Raw genomic sequence first — 14,463 nt, 5'->3', positions numbered from 1 at the left:
ATGCAACAAAATACGAATGTTCTTCAATAAAAAACAGGCAACGATTAGAATCTACCATTCGATCACTAGACAATTTAGGCTAACAACTCTCTCATCACCTCAAATAAGTAATCAATATCTCTATTAGTTCTTCGGTGATTAGTGAGGCTTATCCTTAGGGATACTTTGCCTTTGATTTTAGTGCCGGCAAAAAATATTCTGCCGTCGGCTTCTATTGCATCAAGGAGTTTGGTATTTAATTCATCTAGTTCTTTCTCACTGTATTTGCCATTACCAATGTAGCGAAAGCAGACGATCGATAAAGGCACCGGAGCGAGCAACTCAAAATCCTGGCTTTCTTCTATGAGCTTTGCTGCGTATTGTGCGTTGGAAATATCATTACTAATAGCTTCTTTGAGTTTATCTGCGCCATAAGTTTTAAATGTCATCCAAACTTTGAGTGCTTTGAAATCCTTGGTGAGTTGAAGATTGAAATCCATTAAATCTTCCTTATCCTCCGAACCTGCAGTCAGATAGTCCGGAACCAGTGAAAAAGTTCTTCTTAGTTTTTCTCTGTCTTTTACAATCACACAGGCCACTTCGAATGGAACATAAAACCACTTGTGTGGATTGATCAGAATCGAATCGGCTCGCTCTATTCCTGAAAACAATTGACCCGCTATATCTGTAGCAGCTGCAGGTCCGCCATAGGCAGCATCTACTACATACCATAAATCATGTTTTTCGGCGAGATCTGCCAGGGCATTCAAGTCATCGACTGCTCCTGAGTTGGTAGTACCTGCCATGCCTACTATACCTATCGGTAGCAATCCGGCATCTTTATCCTCAAGAATCTGTTTCTCCATTTCCTTGATAGAAACTTTGAAACTGTCATCTACGCCAATTTTGCGTAAATATTTTTTGCCCATCCCCAACATATCCATGCCTTTGTCAATGCTGCTGTGTCCTTGTTCGGAAGCATAAACTGTCATTTTTGGTGCTTGATGCATGCCTTCATTGGCTACGTCTATTGGGCATTTTATTTTTCGCATCACAGCGAGATTGAGAAAATTGGCCACAGAACCCCCACTAACTAATATGCCTCCAGCTGTTTCAGGATAATTAATAAATTGGCAAATCCATTTGATGATGATCTTTTCGATTTCGGAATTGGCAGGGGCGCTGTGCCATTTCAAGTTGTTTTGGTTGAGAGCATTTTTGAGCAATTCGGCAAGCACAGCGGTCTGATTGCCACCTCCTGTAATGTATCCGTAATAATTTGGGCTTGCATTCAAATTAGAATGACTATGAACCTCACGATCGACTTGACTCAAAAGGTGTGCTGCAGAAGTTGGCCCCTTGGGTAATGGCTCATCAAATAAATTTCGAATATCCTGTGGAGATGGGTTCTGATAAGTTTGGTCCGTCAATAGTTTTTCTTGCCAGTTCAATACGATGTCTGAGGCTTGTCGGAGAAGTTTCTGATACTCTTTTTGGGTAAAGTCTAAACTCATTTGGAAAGGGTTAATTACATTTTTTCAATATAGAAATAAATGACTGAGCGTTCAACATTCTTCTTTCAACTATTCAAAAATTAGGTATCTTACGGTTAATCATTCCGTTTCAATCTTATGGTAAAGGAACAACTCAAGGCACTGGCTCAATTGGCCAATAGCGATGGAGACATGGATGAGCGTGAGCTCAGATTGATTCATCGTATAGGTGAAGCTCATGGTATGAAGCGAGACGGAATCCAACAAATCATAGATAGCCCGGGTCAATTAGGGGATTTGAAAGCTTTGGATGAAGATGATAAATTCGAGTTTCTATACAGCATCATTCAGCTGATGAAAATTGATGACGAAATCTATAATGAAGAAGTCTTGTATTGCCAAAAGATTGCCATGAAGTTAGGATATGGTTTGGGCGCTGTGATGGAGATGTATCCGCATGTGCACAAGAATATCGTGATTCGCGAAGAAAAACTCCAACTCAAAAAGAAAGTGAGTGAGTTTTTGAAATAGAGTTATGGAGGAGGTTTTTGTTCCAAGCAAAAGATATGTCTGTTCCAAATACTGTTTCAAAACCCAATTGATCGAAAATGGATTTCATGTTTTCTTCACTCAAAAATTCTCGATGTAATTCGAATGCAATAAATCTGACATTAGGTAAAAAGGATTCGGCTGTTTCGAGACTGCCAAGTAGCATTTGCTCCGCTCCTTCAATGTCCATTTTCATAAAATCAATCATCTCTAACTGTCTGCTTTGCATCAATGTGTCCATATCAAATGCATTTACTGACCCATCTTTCTGTTCCTGATAGACTACTGACCATTCCTTGCCATCTCTAAATTTTTTGTCTTTTGCTACTTTCGTGTTTTTGTCCCAAACAGCAGCTTGAGCATGTGACACCTGATTCACTTGATTGTTTTGAATGTTGTTTTTGAGTAGCTGATAATTTTCTGCATCTGGTTCAAGACAAAATATTTTCGCAGATGGAAATATAGTCTTGAAGTAGAGACAGCTTATGCCCGTATAGGCTCCCAAATCAAAAATAATGGGTGTATGGAGATTTGGGTATAGTTGTTTGAACTTTGAAACACTGTGAATATAGCACTGATTAAAGAATATTTGGTTTATAACCTCCAAGTCGCTTGAAGGTTTATCCCTCATAGTAATTTCCAGCCAAATTTGATGCTGAGCCCTAATATTCAAATCAATATTATTATGAATATGAAATTCCTTTAATGAACTATCTTTAAAACTGATTTTTAAATTTTTTAATCCCATTTCAATCAATGCCGACTTCTGAGCAACCACCATTTTATAGCACTTACACACCCAATATTCCTGAAATTCTTTGGAAAAACAAACTCACTTTAGCGATCACAACGTACCAGGCAGGGAAAGTCATATTTATAAGTGCAAATAGTGAACATGGGTTGGTTCAATTGCCAAGAGATTTTAAGAAGGCTATGGGCATGGCCTATCATCAAGGGAAAATGGCAATTGCCACACAAGAAGAGGTGGTAGTGTTGAAGAACACACCTTCGCTAGCCAAGGGATACCCTAAAATGCCAGACACCTACACAGGATTGTTTATGCCAAGGGCTCTTTATTTCACGGGTGAGGTTGATATGCATGATATGGCTTGGGGTCAGGAAGGGCTTTGGGGGGTGAACACACGGTTTTCTTGCTTATCCCTCATCAACGATGATTATAGTTTCGAACCTAAATGGAAGCCAAAATTTGTTTCAGATTTAGTGCCAGAAGACCGTTGTCACCTCAATGGTATGGCCATGAAGAATGGAAAACCGGAGTTTGTAACGGCTTTAGGAACAACAAATTCTGCTTTTGGTTGGAGACAAAATAAAACCAATGGAGGAGTGCTAATTCATGTGCCTACTGGTGAAATTATTACTTCAGGGCTAGCCATGCCACACTCTCCAAGGATAGAAGGAAACAAGCTCTTTGTTTTATTATCTGCTACTGGCGAATTGATTGCTGTGGATCAGGAAACCGGCAAGTATGACGTGATGACCAGAATTCCTGGATTCGTCAGGGGGATGTCGCGTTATGGAAACCTGCTTTTTATAGGACTTTCTAAAATGAGAAAATCTAGCCCAACCTTCAAGGACCTTCCTATAGCTCAACAGTCTATTTTCCCTGGGGTGATCGTTGTCGACGCTAATACAGGAAATATAGTCGGCCACATTCGCTATGAAAACAGTCTTGAAGAAATTTACGATATAAAAATCATTAGCAATATGCCTCGTCCTGGCATTTTGGGAGTGAATACTGATGATTATAAAAATGGGCTATCCTTACCAAATCAAGGGTTTTGGGCTATTCCAAATGACGATAATAAAAAAACTACTGGGGAATGATTACCGGCAAAGCCTATTACGATCAGTTGCTACAGGAGGCTACCCTGGCCCATCAATCTGGAGATCTTGCCAAAGCCATTACGCTATATAGACAACTGACAACTGACATGAGTGGCCAGCCCGAACCCTATCACAGACTGGCCTTGATCTATGCACAAAAAGCGGAATACAAAAAAGCTATTCCATGGTTCGAAAAAGCGATAGATATTCGTCCAGATCACTCGGCCTATTGCGTCAATTTTGCTGAGACACTCCAGCGAATAAACCACAATGATAAAGCGATAGATTTACTGCGCAAAGCCATTGAAATGGACCCCAATTTTGTAGAGGCTCAACAAAAGTTAGGAACCGTTTTGAAGAAAACTGGGGCTTTCGAAGAAGCAGCAAAAATTTTCAAATTAATTATTGAAAAAGAACCAAAATTCTTTCCGGCATTTTTTCAATTGGGCACCTTGATGCTTGAAACTGGAAACTTTAAGTCAGCCAAAGATTACCTTAAGTCAGCTGTTGCACTTAATCCAAAGTCTATCAAAGCGCTCAATAATTTAGCGGTTGCTCATCAGGAATGGGAGGAGTATGAGGAGGCCATTGAATGTTATGAAAGCGCATTAGTCACGGATCCAAATTACACTGACAGTATTCGTAACCTTGCCTTGATTTATGAAAAAACAGGAAAGCCAGAACAATCCAAATTGTATTGGAATCGACTCGCAAATTTAAAAAATAACGACCCTTTAATATCTTGGAAGGCCGAAATCATCGAGCCGACAATATTTACATCAACCCAGGAAATTACTCAGTTTCGTAGGCATGTCGAAGACCAGCTGAACCTGATTAAAACTAAGAAAGTTAACATTGATGCTGATCAATTGACCCAACTTGATATATATCCTCCTGCTGGTCTGATTTATCATGGCAGGAGTGATCTGGATATCAAGACTAAATATGGAGAGCTTTTTAAGGGGATCCCTAAAGTTCAAATGCCAAAAAAAACTGAGGAAAAACCCCATGTTGGTTTTGTAGTGACTGGTGGGCATGAAGGTGTATTCTTGAAATGTATGCGTGGTTTAATCAACTGTCTGTCGACAGATAAATTTGAAATCACGGTGGTTTGTAGTTTTCCCAATGGCGAAAAAATAGTTAGACCGGCCATAGAGAATCCAGCGATTAAATTAATCAGTTTACCGAAATCACTGGGACAAAGTATACATCTGCTTAGCTCATTGAGCTTCGATTTTTTGCACTATTGGGAAGTAGGTACCGATGCGTACAATTATTTCATTCCTTATTTCAAACCGGCAAGAGTACAAGTGACTTCCTGGGGGTGGCCGACGACTTCAGGTATTCCCACAATGGATTATTTCATCTCTTGTCATGGGTTAGATGAGGAAGTAGACCAAAAAGACTATTCAGAAAAGTTGGTGCTTTTTGACAAGTTACCGGCCTTCTATTATTCTCCTGAAATTCCAACCCTTAACAAAACCAAAACGGACTTTGGAATTAAAGAAGAATGCCGCCTATACCTTTGTGCTCAAAATGTAAAAAAAGTTCACCCTGATTTTGATCAACTGGCCAAAGGAATATTGGAGCAAGACGAAAAGGGTATAGTTGCTTTTTTAGGAGACAAGCACGCCAAAGTGAACGATGCCTTAGAGAAAAGAATCAAAAATAGCTGCGGAACTCATGCCGAGCGTGTCATCGTTCTGCCACGACAAGACAAGTCGGGGTATTTCAATATTTTGAATCTTGCGGATGTGGTATTGGACACGGTGTATTACAACGGAGGAGCCAATACGAACGGAGATGCTTTTGCGCTCAATAAACCAGTAGTCACTCTGCCCGTTGACTACCACCGGGGTAGATATACAGCTACCGCTTATGCGCAAATGGGATTTTATGATTTGGTAGCACGAAGTTTCCAGGAGTATTCTGATCTAGCTGTTAGAACGGCCAGTGATATAGATTTTCGCAACAGCGCATGTAAAAAAATAGAAGATAACAAGCACTTGTTTTTTGAAGACCAAGAAGCAGTACAAGAGTTAGAGAGTTTTATTGAGAAGGTAACACAAAGACCTCAACCAATAAGAACTGAAGGAGGGAGTGAGACTGCTCAGAATCTAATGCGAAAGGGGTTATTATTAAAACAACAAAACAAACTCAAGTTAGCCTCTGACGTGCTCAATCAAGCCCAGAGAAATGACCCAAATAATATTGAAATCCTTAAGGAGCAGGCCTCTATTCTTTCAGGTTTAGGAAAAGAGCACGACGCATTTTTAGTCTATCAAAAAGCGCTGAGATTATCACCCAATGATCCGGAGTTGCTCAATGATTTTGGAGGTCTACTTATAGAAAACAGCCAGTTTGAAGAAGCCATTCCGGTACTAAAAAAATCTGCAGAGTTAGACCCAAAGCAAAAATCTGCTTTTATTAATCTAGGTTTGGTCTATGAGCAAATCAATGATATTGCAGCTGCCCAGGATGTCTATGGCCACCTTCTAAAAAGCCTGGAGGACAACGACTTGTTCAAACTTCATATCGAAACCCTCTGCCCTCAGGTAGTAGCGAATAAAAAGGAGATAGAAATCTGCAAATCCAGGAATATTGAAGCCATCGGCAAATTCGATCGTATAGTACCGTTAGAATTATTACCAGATCAACTAACTCGTGGCACCGCTTTTCCATCATATAACCTCACTTATCATGGGTACAACATAAAGGAAATCCACGCTCGGTGGGGAGAATTCTATGCTAAGAGAATCAAGCCTGTTGTTCTGGGTCCTAAAAACCCTAAGCCTAAGGTTGGATTTTTAGTTACTCATGGCCATGAAGGTGTCTTTATGAAAGGAGGCTGTGGTTTGATCAAACAATTGTCTTCGGAAAAATTTGATTTAGTCGTTTTGGTGAATGGCGAGGAGTCTTTAATCAAAATTCGTAATTTCATTGATCGAAAAGATGTCCGGTGCGTGCAATTCAGCAGGGACCTACAACCAGCAGTAAGAGAAATTCAATCACTAAATCTTGACTTTCTCTATTATTGGGAAGTAGGTTCTGATGCACTCAATTACTTTTTACCGTTTTACCAATTAGGTAAAATCCAGATTTTGAGCTGGGGTAGCCCATATACTTCTGGCAATCCAAGAATTCAATACTATTGGGCCTCGAAATTGGTTGAAAGCCAAAGTTACAAGGAACATTATTCTGAAGAAGTCGCGCTATTCGACCAGTTGGTATATTATTATTATCGATTCAATAAACCAGCTGTTACTAGAAGTAGAAAATACTTTAATCTGCCAGAGCATAAAAAGATATACCTCTGCATACAATCCATCAGTAAAATACATCCCGATTTTGACAGCGTTCTCAAGAGCATTTTGGAGAAAGATGAAGAAGCCGTAGTAGCGTTGGTGGCACCCGAATATGCGGCCGTCATAGGGCGTCTGCAAAAGAGATTTGAACGGACTATTGGTGTATCCGCCAACCGAATTTTATTCCTTCCAAAAGTATCCAAGGATGATTACGCTCAGCGCATAGCACTTGCAGACGTTTGCCTGGATACACTTCATTATGCAGGATTCAATACCACTTACGAAACTTTACAAATGGGTACGCCTGTGGTTTCGCTCCCTGGAGAATTTCAAAGAGGAAAATACACAGCAGCCATCTATCGCATTGTCGGGTTGGAAGATTTTATACCCCAAAACAATACAGAATACGTCGACCTGGCGGTACGGTTGGCACATGACCATGCGTTTAAAAATGAACTTATTTCTACTTTCAACGCCAATGCCCATCGTCTGTTCGAACAAGGCGAAATTGTACAACAGGTTGAAAAATTCCTACAGGAACAGTTTGATGGACTAAAACCCAACGCCGATAATCAATCCTACGAGGTAGTTGGAAAAGATGGGAGCTTGGCAGCAATAGAGGCGCAAGCGACCTCACAAATAAAAGCGCTCAATGCAGCCATGGCGTATGAAGAGTCATTTCAGCTAATGGATTCAATTTTGAGTCAGAATCCACAGGCTTCTTTAGTTTGGTTCGAAAAAGGACTCTTACATTACAGATTGAACCAGTTTAGACCGGCCTTTGATGCGCTCAACAAGGCAAGGCAGCTCGATGAAAAGAACCCAGAAATATTAAAGCAATTTGCCTTGCTACTTTCTGATTTGGGAAAAAACAAGGATGCTCAAATTGCCTTTCAGAAAGCTTTGCTTCTTTCGCCCGATGACCCAGAGATTCTCAATAATTTCGGAGGTCTACTGCTTGAAAACCGTCAATTTGAAGAAGCAATCCCATTGCTAAAAAAATCGGCCGAAATAGATCCCAATCAGCAATCTGCGTTTGTCAATTTAGGCTTGGCTTATGAAAACAACGGAGAATTTTCAAAGGCCAAGGATGTCTATTCCCACATTTCTACACGACTACCTGACGATGACCTTTTCAAAATGCACATCGAAACACTATGTCCGAATATTTCGCCTAGTAATGAAGCCAATGATGAATATAGAAATCAAACTAAAGAGTCGATCCTTCGATTTGAGCAACTTATTCCAATGCGTCTATCTCCGAATGAAATAGAGCAATCATGCGCCTTTCCATCATTCAGTTTTACTTATCAAGGAAGGAATGTAAAGGAGATTAAATCACTCTGGGGAGAATTTTATGCCAAAAGAATACAGCCCGTTGGATTAGGGTCCAAAAATAAAAAACCGAAGGTTGGTTTTTTGGTGACACAGTCGCATGAAGGGGTCTTTATGAAAGATGCCGGAGGGATGATTAAAAACTTGTCTAGTGAAAAATTTGATCTAGTTGTACTCGCCAATGGTAGCGAGGCCCTGGAAAAAATTAAGACTTTCATAAACAGAACAGAAGTATCTTTTCTTTCCATTTCAAAGCAATTGGGTCGAGCTGTACATGAAATAACTTCACTCAATCTGGATTTTATATATTATTGGGAGATTGGATCCGATGCGCTTAATTACTTCTTGCCATTTTATCAGCTAGCCAGAGTTCAAATATCCAGCTGGGGGAGTGCTTTTACTTCAGGAAACCCCAGGGTTCAGTATTATTGGTCCAGCAAGTGGTTAGAAAACGAAAGTTATCCTGATCATTATACAGAGCAAGTTGTGCTATTGGAGCAACTTCCTACTTACTATTATCGCATTGGAGAATCGCAGGATCTCAAAACCAGAGCAGATTTTGATTTGCCAGAGGATCGCCGAGTGTACCTCTGTGTACAAAATATGAGCAAATTACATCCCGATTTTGACCAGTTGTTATTAGGAATTTTAGAGGCAGACGATAAGGCATTAATATGTTTGACTACACCCAAGCAAGAGAAGCTAGTCGAACAACTTTTAAAAAGGTTTCGGTCTACCCTCTTCGCTTACATGGATCGAATTCGCGTCCTAAAAAAAATACCACATCAGCAATATCTCCAACTCATAAAACTGGCGGATGTATGTTTAGATCCTCCGCACTATAGCGGGGCTAATACCACTTACGAAACTCTGCAAATGGGCGTTCCGGTAGTCACTTTGCCTGGTAATTTTCAGAGGGGAAAGTATACCGAAGCCCTATATCGTATTTTAGAATTAGAAGACTTCATTCCTGGAAATAACAAAGCGTATATCGACCTGGCCATCGAGTTCGCACAAAACCCCAAAAAGAAAGCCGAGTTTATGAAGATCTATAATAAAAATGAAGCTAAGCTATTTGAGCAATCGGAACTTATTGATGAAATTGAAGATTTCTTGCTCACGAATTTTGATAAAATGGAATAGCCGTACCTCTCAACAAATTTGTCATACAAATCCGCCTCGTGCTGTATTATTTTTAGTATATTTATTGACTGTGTTTCAACCAGCTAAAATTTAGAATATCCATACAGGCAGTTTACAGCAGGACTGTCTAGATTACTAAAGAACAATGAAGCACCAAAATTACCTCTATCTGGAGTATAGCAGAGCCCTGCAAAAATTCAGAAAACTTCAAACGAGATTTGAAAAAAGAATAGCAAACAATACTTTTCAAGCACTTACCGCTAGAAGAAGGCATCGACTCCTTTCACAACTTCGAAAACTCAAACAAAAAATAGAGCAACTCACAAGTCGACTTAAATTGGCTACTGCAGGTGGTTCGTTGGCTTTCACCATGGCATTTGCTTTAGATAGTCAAGAGGTACAGGCTCAACAGGCGGCTCCAAAAACATTGAGCATTGACAGAACATTGGCAAATGATGCTACTACAGGTTCTCAGCAAGACGCAGACATTGCACTCAATAATGAAGGCAACTTCGCTATTGTTTGGGAAGACGACAATGATGGCTCTTTGCAAGGTAAAGGCTATGGAGGCGATGTGGATCAAAGCCTGGATTTTTCAATACCTGGGGGTACATCTACCTTCAATGCCAATCCATCCATTGCTATCAATGACGATGATCAGTTTGTTGTCGCTTGGGCGGATAGCAACTTCGCTATCAAGTACATGAGGTATGAAGTGGAGGATGGTGATATTTCCGCTGACGGACCATACACAGCCAAGGATTATGTTAGTGGTGAGTGGATAGACAACCCAGAAGTAGCCGTAGATGATGAGGGCAATTTTGTTATTGCTTGGGAGCAATACAATGGCGCTGACTATGATGTGAAAGCAAGATATTATACCAATGAAAATGTATCTGCTGGTGTACTTGATGTCAGCCAAAATACAGAATTTAATCAAACTCAACCTAGTGTAGATATGGATGATGAAGGAAACTTCATTGTCGTTTGGATAGACAAAGACATTAATGGGTATGGTTCTACTTACGGGCATGTCACTGGACGAAAATATAAGGCCGGTGTTCCTCAAGGTGATGAAGATAAACTCGTATCTGCATATGTTGGTGGTGGTGAAGACAATCTGTTTTCCCCAGATGTTGACCTCAACGGAGATGGAAGCTTTGTAGTGGCTTGGGAATATGAAAGCCTTCCTGGTTCATTTGAATATATAAGAGCGCAAACCTTTAATGAGGGGGGAGAAGAAACGAGCTCGGTGATTAACGTCACAACATTGCCTTATGCGAGTGACCTTCAAATTGCCGCAGATAAAGATGGAGGTTTTATAATCGTATATGAAGACTCTGATGGAAGCGATTATAACATTGTGGGCAAGCGATTTAACCGTTTTGGTGATGCCATTATGGAGCCAGATTATTCTTTTTATAGTGAAACGTATGGAGGCGGTAACCCCGCCGTAGCCATGAACGACCATGGTGATTTTGCTGTGGCCTGGGATGACGAGTATGCTGCTTATGGAGGAGAATGTGGTATAGATGATGATTGTGACAATAGAGGAGTCTATTTCAAAAAATATAGTGACGCTGATAACGAGCCTTATTGTGCTGTTGATGAAAGTCAAGTGAATGACTATAGCACAGGTCACCAGTATCAGCCTGCTGTGGATATTGATATCAATGGCAACTACGTAGTGGTTTGGCAAGGAGAGTCATTAACTGATGGTTCTGGAATTATTGGTCAACGATTCAATGCAGATGGAACCGAAGAGGATTCAGAGTTTCAAATCAATACCACTACGGACAACACCCAATCTTCACCGGATGTGGCGATAGATGGTTCAGGTCGTTTTATTGTGACCTGGAGTGGCTATGCAGGTACGTCCAAAACAGGAATTTTCGCTCAGATGTATCAAGCGGATGGTTTGCCAAACGGCTCAGAGTTTCGGGTGGATCAGGAATCTAGCTCCTACTTTACTTTGAGCGAACCAGCAGTAGATATCAATAGTGATGGTGATGCTGTAATTGTTTGGGAAGGCAACTATGGAAGTGAGATAAATGCAAGAATTGTTACCGGACCAGCTTCTTTTGACGGAAATGAGTTTAGAATAGATGCTAGTACTCTTGTAAGTAATCATTCGAGAGATTACCCTGATGTAGCCATACAGGACGATGGAAGCTTTGTTGTTACTTGGAACAATGAAACAGGAGGAGAAGACCAAACCTTTATTCGCCGTTTTGACAGCGATGCTTCAGCTTTAGATGCTAATGATGTTCGAATATCAAATAGTTTCAACTCCCAAACTCGTCGACAAGCCATTGCCATGGATAAAAGTACGGGTGATTTCATGATTGCTTTCACTGAAGATGCTGGCACTTATTCTAGTGTTTTGGCTAGCAAATACAAAAGTGATGGTACGGCGATTTTTGAAGAGGAAGAACTAACAAATCGAGCCAATGCTTCAGATATGCCAGATATCTCGGCTAATCTGGATGGTGATTTTGCTGTGGTTTGGAATCAAACTTATGGCGATGGTTTTGTGGCTTTGTCCTTATTCGATAAGGAAAATGAATTGGTTTACAATGGGTATGAAGCGATAAACCCAGATGATAACCAGGAAGGCGTGGCTGTTGCATTGGACCTTGACGGAGATGCGATTGTAGCGGCAGGAGTCTACTATGGCTCAGCCTATAATGTACATACCAAAACGATAGCCAAACCCCTGGCTGGTAACGTTGATGAAGGCAATGAATTTATTGTCAATAGCGTTACTACTGTAAATCAAGACGATCCGGACATTGCAAAAAATGCAGATGGAGACTTTGTTATAGTTTGGACGGATCATTACAATGGTTCAGGCAGTGCATACAGCATCAAGGCACAACGATACAATAGAGCCGGCATTCGTCAAGGCACAGAAATGACAATAAATGATGGAGGGTTAGCTGTAGATGACCCTGAAGTAGCGCTCAAAGACGATGGCTCTTTTATGGTTGTTTGGACCACAGATGGTGGAGATATTGGAGGAGAACATGACGACATTCTTGGTAAAGTATATGATTGGGACGGAAGTGTGATCAAAAATGATTTTATGATCAATGATGGAACTAGGTCCAATCAGCGGAGGCCGGATGTTGCCATCAATCCCGACGGAAACTTTCAGGTTGTATGGTCATCGCACTATACTGATTATGGATCTACTAATTGGAATCGAATCTACGGACAAGAAATATCACCGACCGGAGTGCCCGACGCAGCCGGCAATCAACTCTTAGTGGAGATTGCCCCGGAATCTCAAACAACTATTATATCTTCAATTGCTTTTAATGAGGATGGAGATATGGCCATTCCATTTACTTATAGTTACGGTGGAGTGCAACTGTATTTGAGTGTCTTCGATGACGCTTTTAACCCCATAGTGGATCATTTACAAACAAGTAACAACGGAGATATCAGGTTGCACAAACCTGCGGTGGCATCAAATGAAGAAGGAGAATTTGTGGTGGCCTGGGCCCATGGCAGTGACTATGTGCATGCCTATCTAAGAAATTATTCGGGTGGGGAAAGTTTTGATGGCTCGGCGGTTCAATTAGATGTTGGTAATCGACCTGACGAAGTGGGTATCGAAGCGGTTGATGATGGGGATTTTATTTTGACCTTTCAAGACGAATCATATGAAGGCGGCGAATATGATGGTATCTGGGCACAGAGGCTGTCTTATGAAATGGAGAAGGTTGGGCCGGAGTTTTTGGTTAATGACACCACTCAAAATGATCATTCGAATAGTGCAATGGCATCGAGCCCAGATGGTAGCTATACGGTTGTATGGGAAGCGAATTACACTGATGATAGCGATTACGCCGTAATGGCTAAACAATTCGTATCTCATAAGCCTACTTTCTTAGTTGAAGATTTAATAATAGATGAAGGAACAGAAGCTGACATTACTTCTGATGAACTTTTGATTAGCAATCCGTCAGGTGGGGATGAATCTCCTCTACTTACAGTGACACTATTGCCTTCTCAAGGCACTTTGAAGCTGGACGGCAATGCCATCACCTTGAATCAGCAGCTTAATGAAGATGACATGCACTTCCTTAGCTATGAGCACAACGGGGAAGAAAGTACATTTGACCTTTTTACTTTCACTGTAGCTAACGAAGATTTTGAAACTGGTACGAACTCTTTTTACATTAATGTCAACCTAGTGAACGATGCGCCAACTGTGGACAACCCTATTCCGGACCAAAGCACCACAGGTTTTCAGGCATATAGTTATACTATTCCAGACAATACTTTCTCAGATGAGGAGTCTTCTGAATTGACTTATTCGGCTACGTTAGGCGATGATTCGGCCTTGCCCTCTTGGCTGAGTTTCAATGCGGCTACCCGCACTTTTAGCGGAACGGTTGAAAACGATCCGAACTTTGATCGAACGATTACCCTCAAGGTCTCGGCTTCAGATGGTGAAGCTTCGAACTCCGATGAGTTTAATCTTGCGATCGCTTCAGTGCTGACAGTAGATGGCGAAAATCCTGAAGGCATTCAGCTCTACCCGAACCCTACTTCGGGTCAGGTAAAACTGAGACCCCCAGCAAATATGATTGGTTCGATTGACCTATATGTATTTAATGCATCGGGTCAGCTAATGAGCCAATCGAGCATACATCAAACACGTGCTTCGATGGTGATAGACATAGATGTAGCACACTTGAAGCGTGGCCTTTATTTATTGAAATTGGTTAATGAAAACACCACAATGACTTATAAGATCAATAAAGAATAAAATATTGAGGTCAGAAACTGCAGACAGTTTCTGA

The 14,463-nt window shown here is 40.9% G+C and carries 6 protein-coding genes; 4 read left to right on the top strand and 2 right to left on the bottom strand.

Annotated elements, in window-relative coordinates:
* Nucleotides 1–74: 74 nt before the first annotated feature.
* The gene (locus ACOQO5_RS04060) at nt 75–1,493 is read right to left on the bottom strand and encodes a pyridoxal phosphate-dependent decarboxylase family protein (RefSeq protein ID WP_420580404.1); all 1,419 of its coding nucleotides are present in this window, start codon (nt 1,491–1,493) and stop codon (nt 75–77) included.
* A gap of 117 nt (nt 1,494–1,610) precedes the next feature.
* Here ACOQO5_RS04060 and ACOQO5_RS04055 point away from each other — a divergent pair, with 117 nt between their 5' ends.
* A complete protein-coding gene (locus ACOQO5_RS04055) occupies nt 1,611–2,003 on the top strand; it encodes a TerB family tellurite resistance protein (RefSeq protein ID WP_420580403.1) in 393 nt (130 codons plus the stop codon).
* On the opposite strand, the gene ACOQO5_RS04050 is transcribed toward ACOQO5_RS04055, so the two are convergent.
* Nucleotides 1,972–2,628 (bottom strand): FkbM family methyltransferase, encoded by a 657-nt coding sequence (locus tag ACOQO5_RS04050; protein ID WP_420580402.1) that lies wholly within the window; start codon nt 2,626–2,628, stop codon nt 1,972–1,974. The two genes, ACOQO5_RS04055 and ACOQO5_RS04050, sit on opposite strands and share 32 nt — an antisense overlap.
* 149 nt (nt 2,629–2,777) lie before the next feature.
* On the opposite strand from ACOQO5_RS04050, the gene ACOQO5_RS04045 reads away from it, so the two are divergent.
* From ACOQO5_RS04045 to ACOQO5_RS04035, 3 genes are all read left to right on the top strand, one after another.
* On the top strand, nt 2,778–3,866 hold the full coding sequence (locus ACOQO5_RS04045) for a TIGR03032 family protein (RefSeq protein ID WP_420580401.1): 1,089 nt from the start codon (nt 2,778–2,780) through the stop codon (nt 3,864–3,866).
* Nucleotides 3,863–9,649 (top strand): tetratricopeptide repeat protein, encoded by a 5,787-nt coding sequence (locus ACOQO5_RS04040; protein WP_420580400.1) that lies wholly within the window; start codon nt 3,863–3,865, stop codon nt 9,647–9,649. Before ACOQO5_RS04045 ends, ACOQO5_RS04040 begins: the two co-directional genes overlap by 4 nt.
* A 145-nt stretch (nt 9,650–9,794) precedes the next feature.
* Nucleotides 9,795–14,429 (top strand): putative Ig domain-containing protein, encoded by a 4,635-nt coding sequence (locus tag ACOQO5_RS04035; protein ID WP_420580399.1) that lies wholly within the window; start codon nt 9,795–9,797, stop codon nt 14,427–14,429.
* The last annotated feature ends 34 nt before the right edge of the window (nt 14,430–14,463 follow it).

The sequence above is a fragment of the Reichenbachiella sp. genome (genome assembly GCF_965223055.1).
Taxonomy (GTDB): Bacteria; Bacteroidota; Bacteroidia; order Cytophagales; family Cyclobacteriaceae; genus Reichenbachiella.
Note: the sequence above shows the minus strand (reverse complement) of the source record. Positions and strands in the feature narration are given on the sequence as shown.

Coding starts and splice junctions, on each gene's coding strand:
- ACOQO5_RS04055 (WP_420580403.1), top strand. CDS start 1,611: ATGGTAAAGGAACAACTCAAGGCACTGGCTCAATTGGCCAATAGCGAT.
- ACOQO5_RS04035 (WP_420580399.1), top strand. CDS start 9,795: ATGAAGCACCAAAATTACCTCTATCTGGAGTATAGCAGAGCCCTGCAA.
- ACOQO5_RS04045 (WP_420580401.1), top strand. CDS start 2,778: ATGCCGACTTCTGAGCAACCACCATTTTATAGCACTTACACACCCAAT.
- ACOQO5_RS04060 (WP_420580404.1), bottom strand. CDS start 1,493: ATGAGTTTAGACTTTACCCAAAAAGAGTATCAGAAACTTCTCCGACAA.
- ACOQO5_RS04040 (WP_420580400.1), top strand. CDS start 3,863: ATGATTACCGGCAAAGCCTATTACGATCAGTTGCTACAGGAGGCTACC.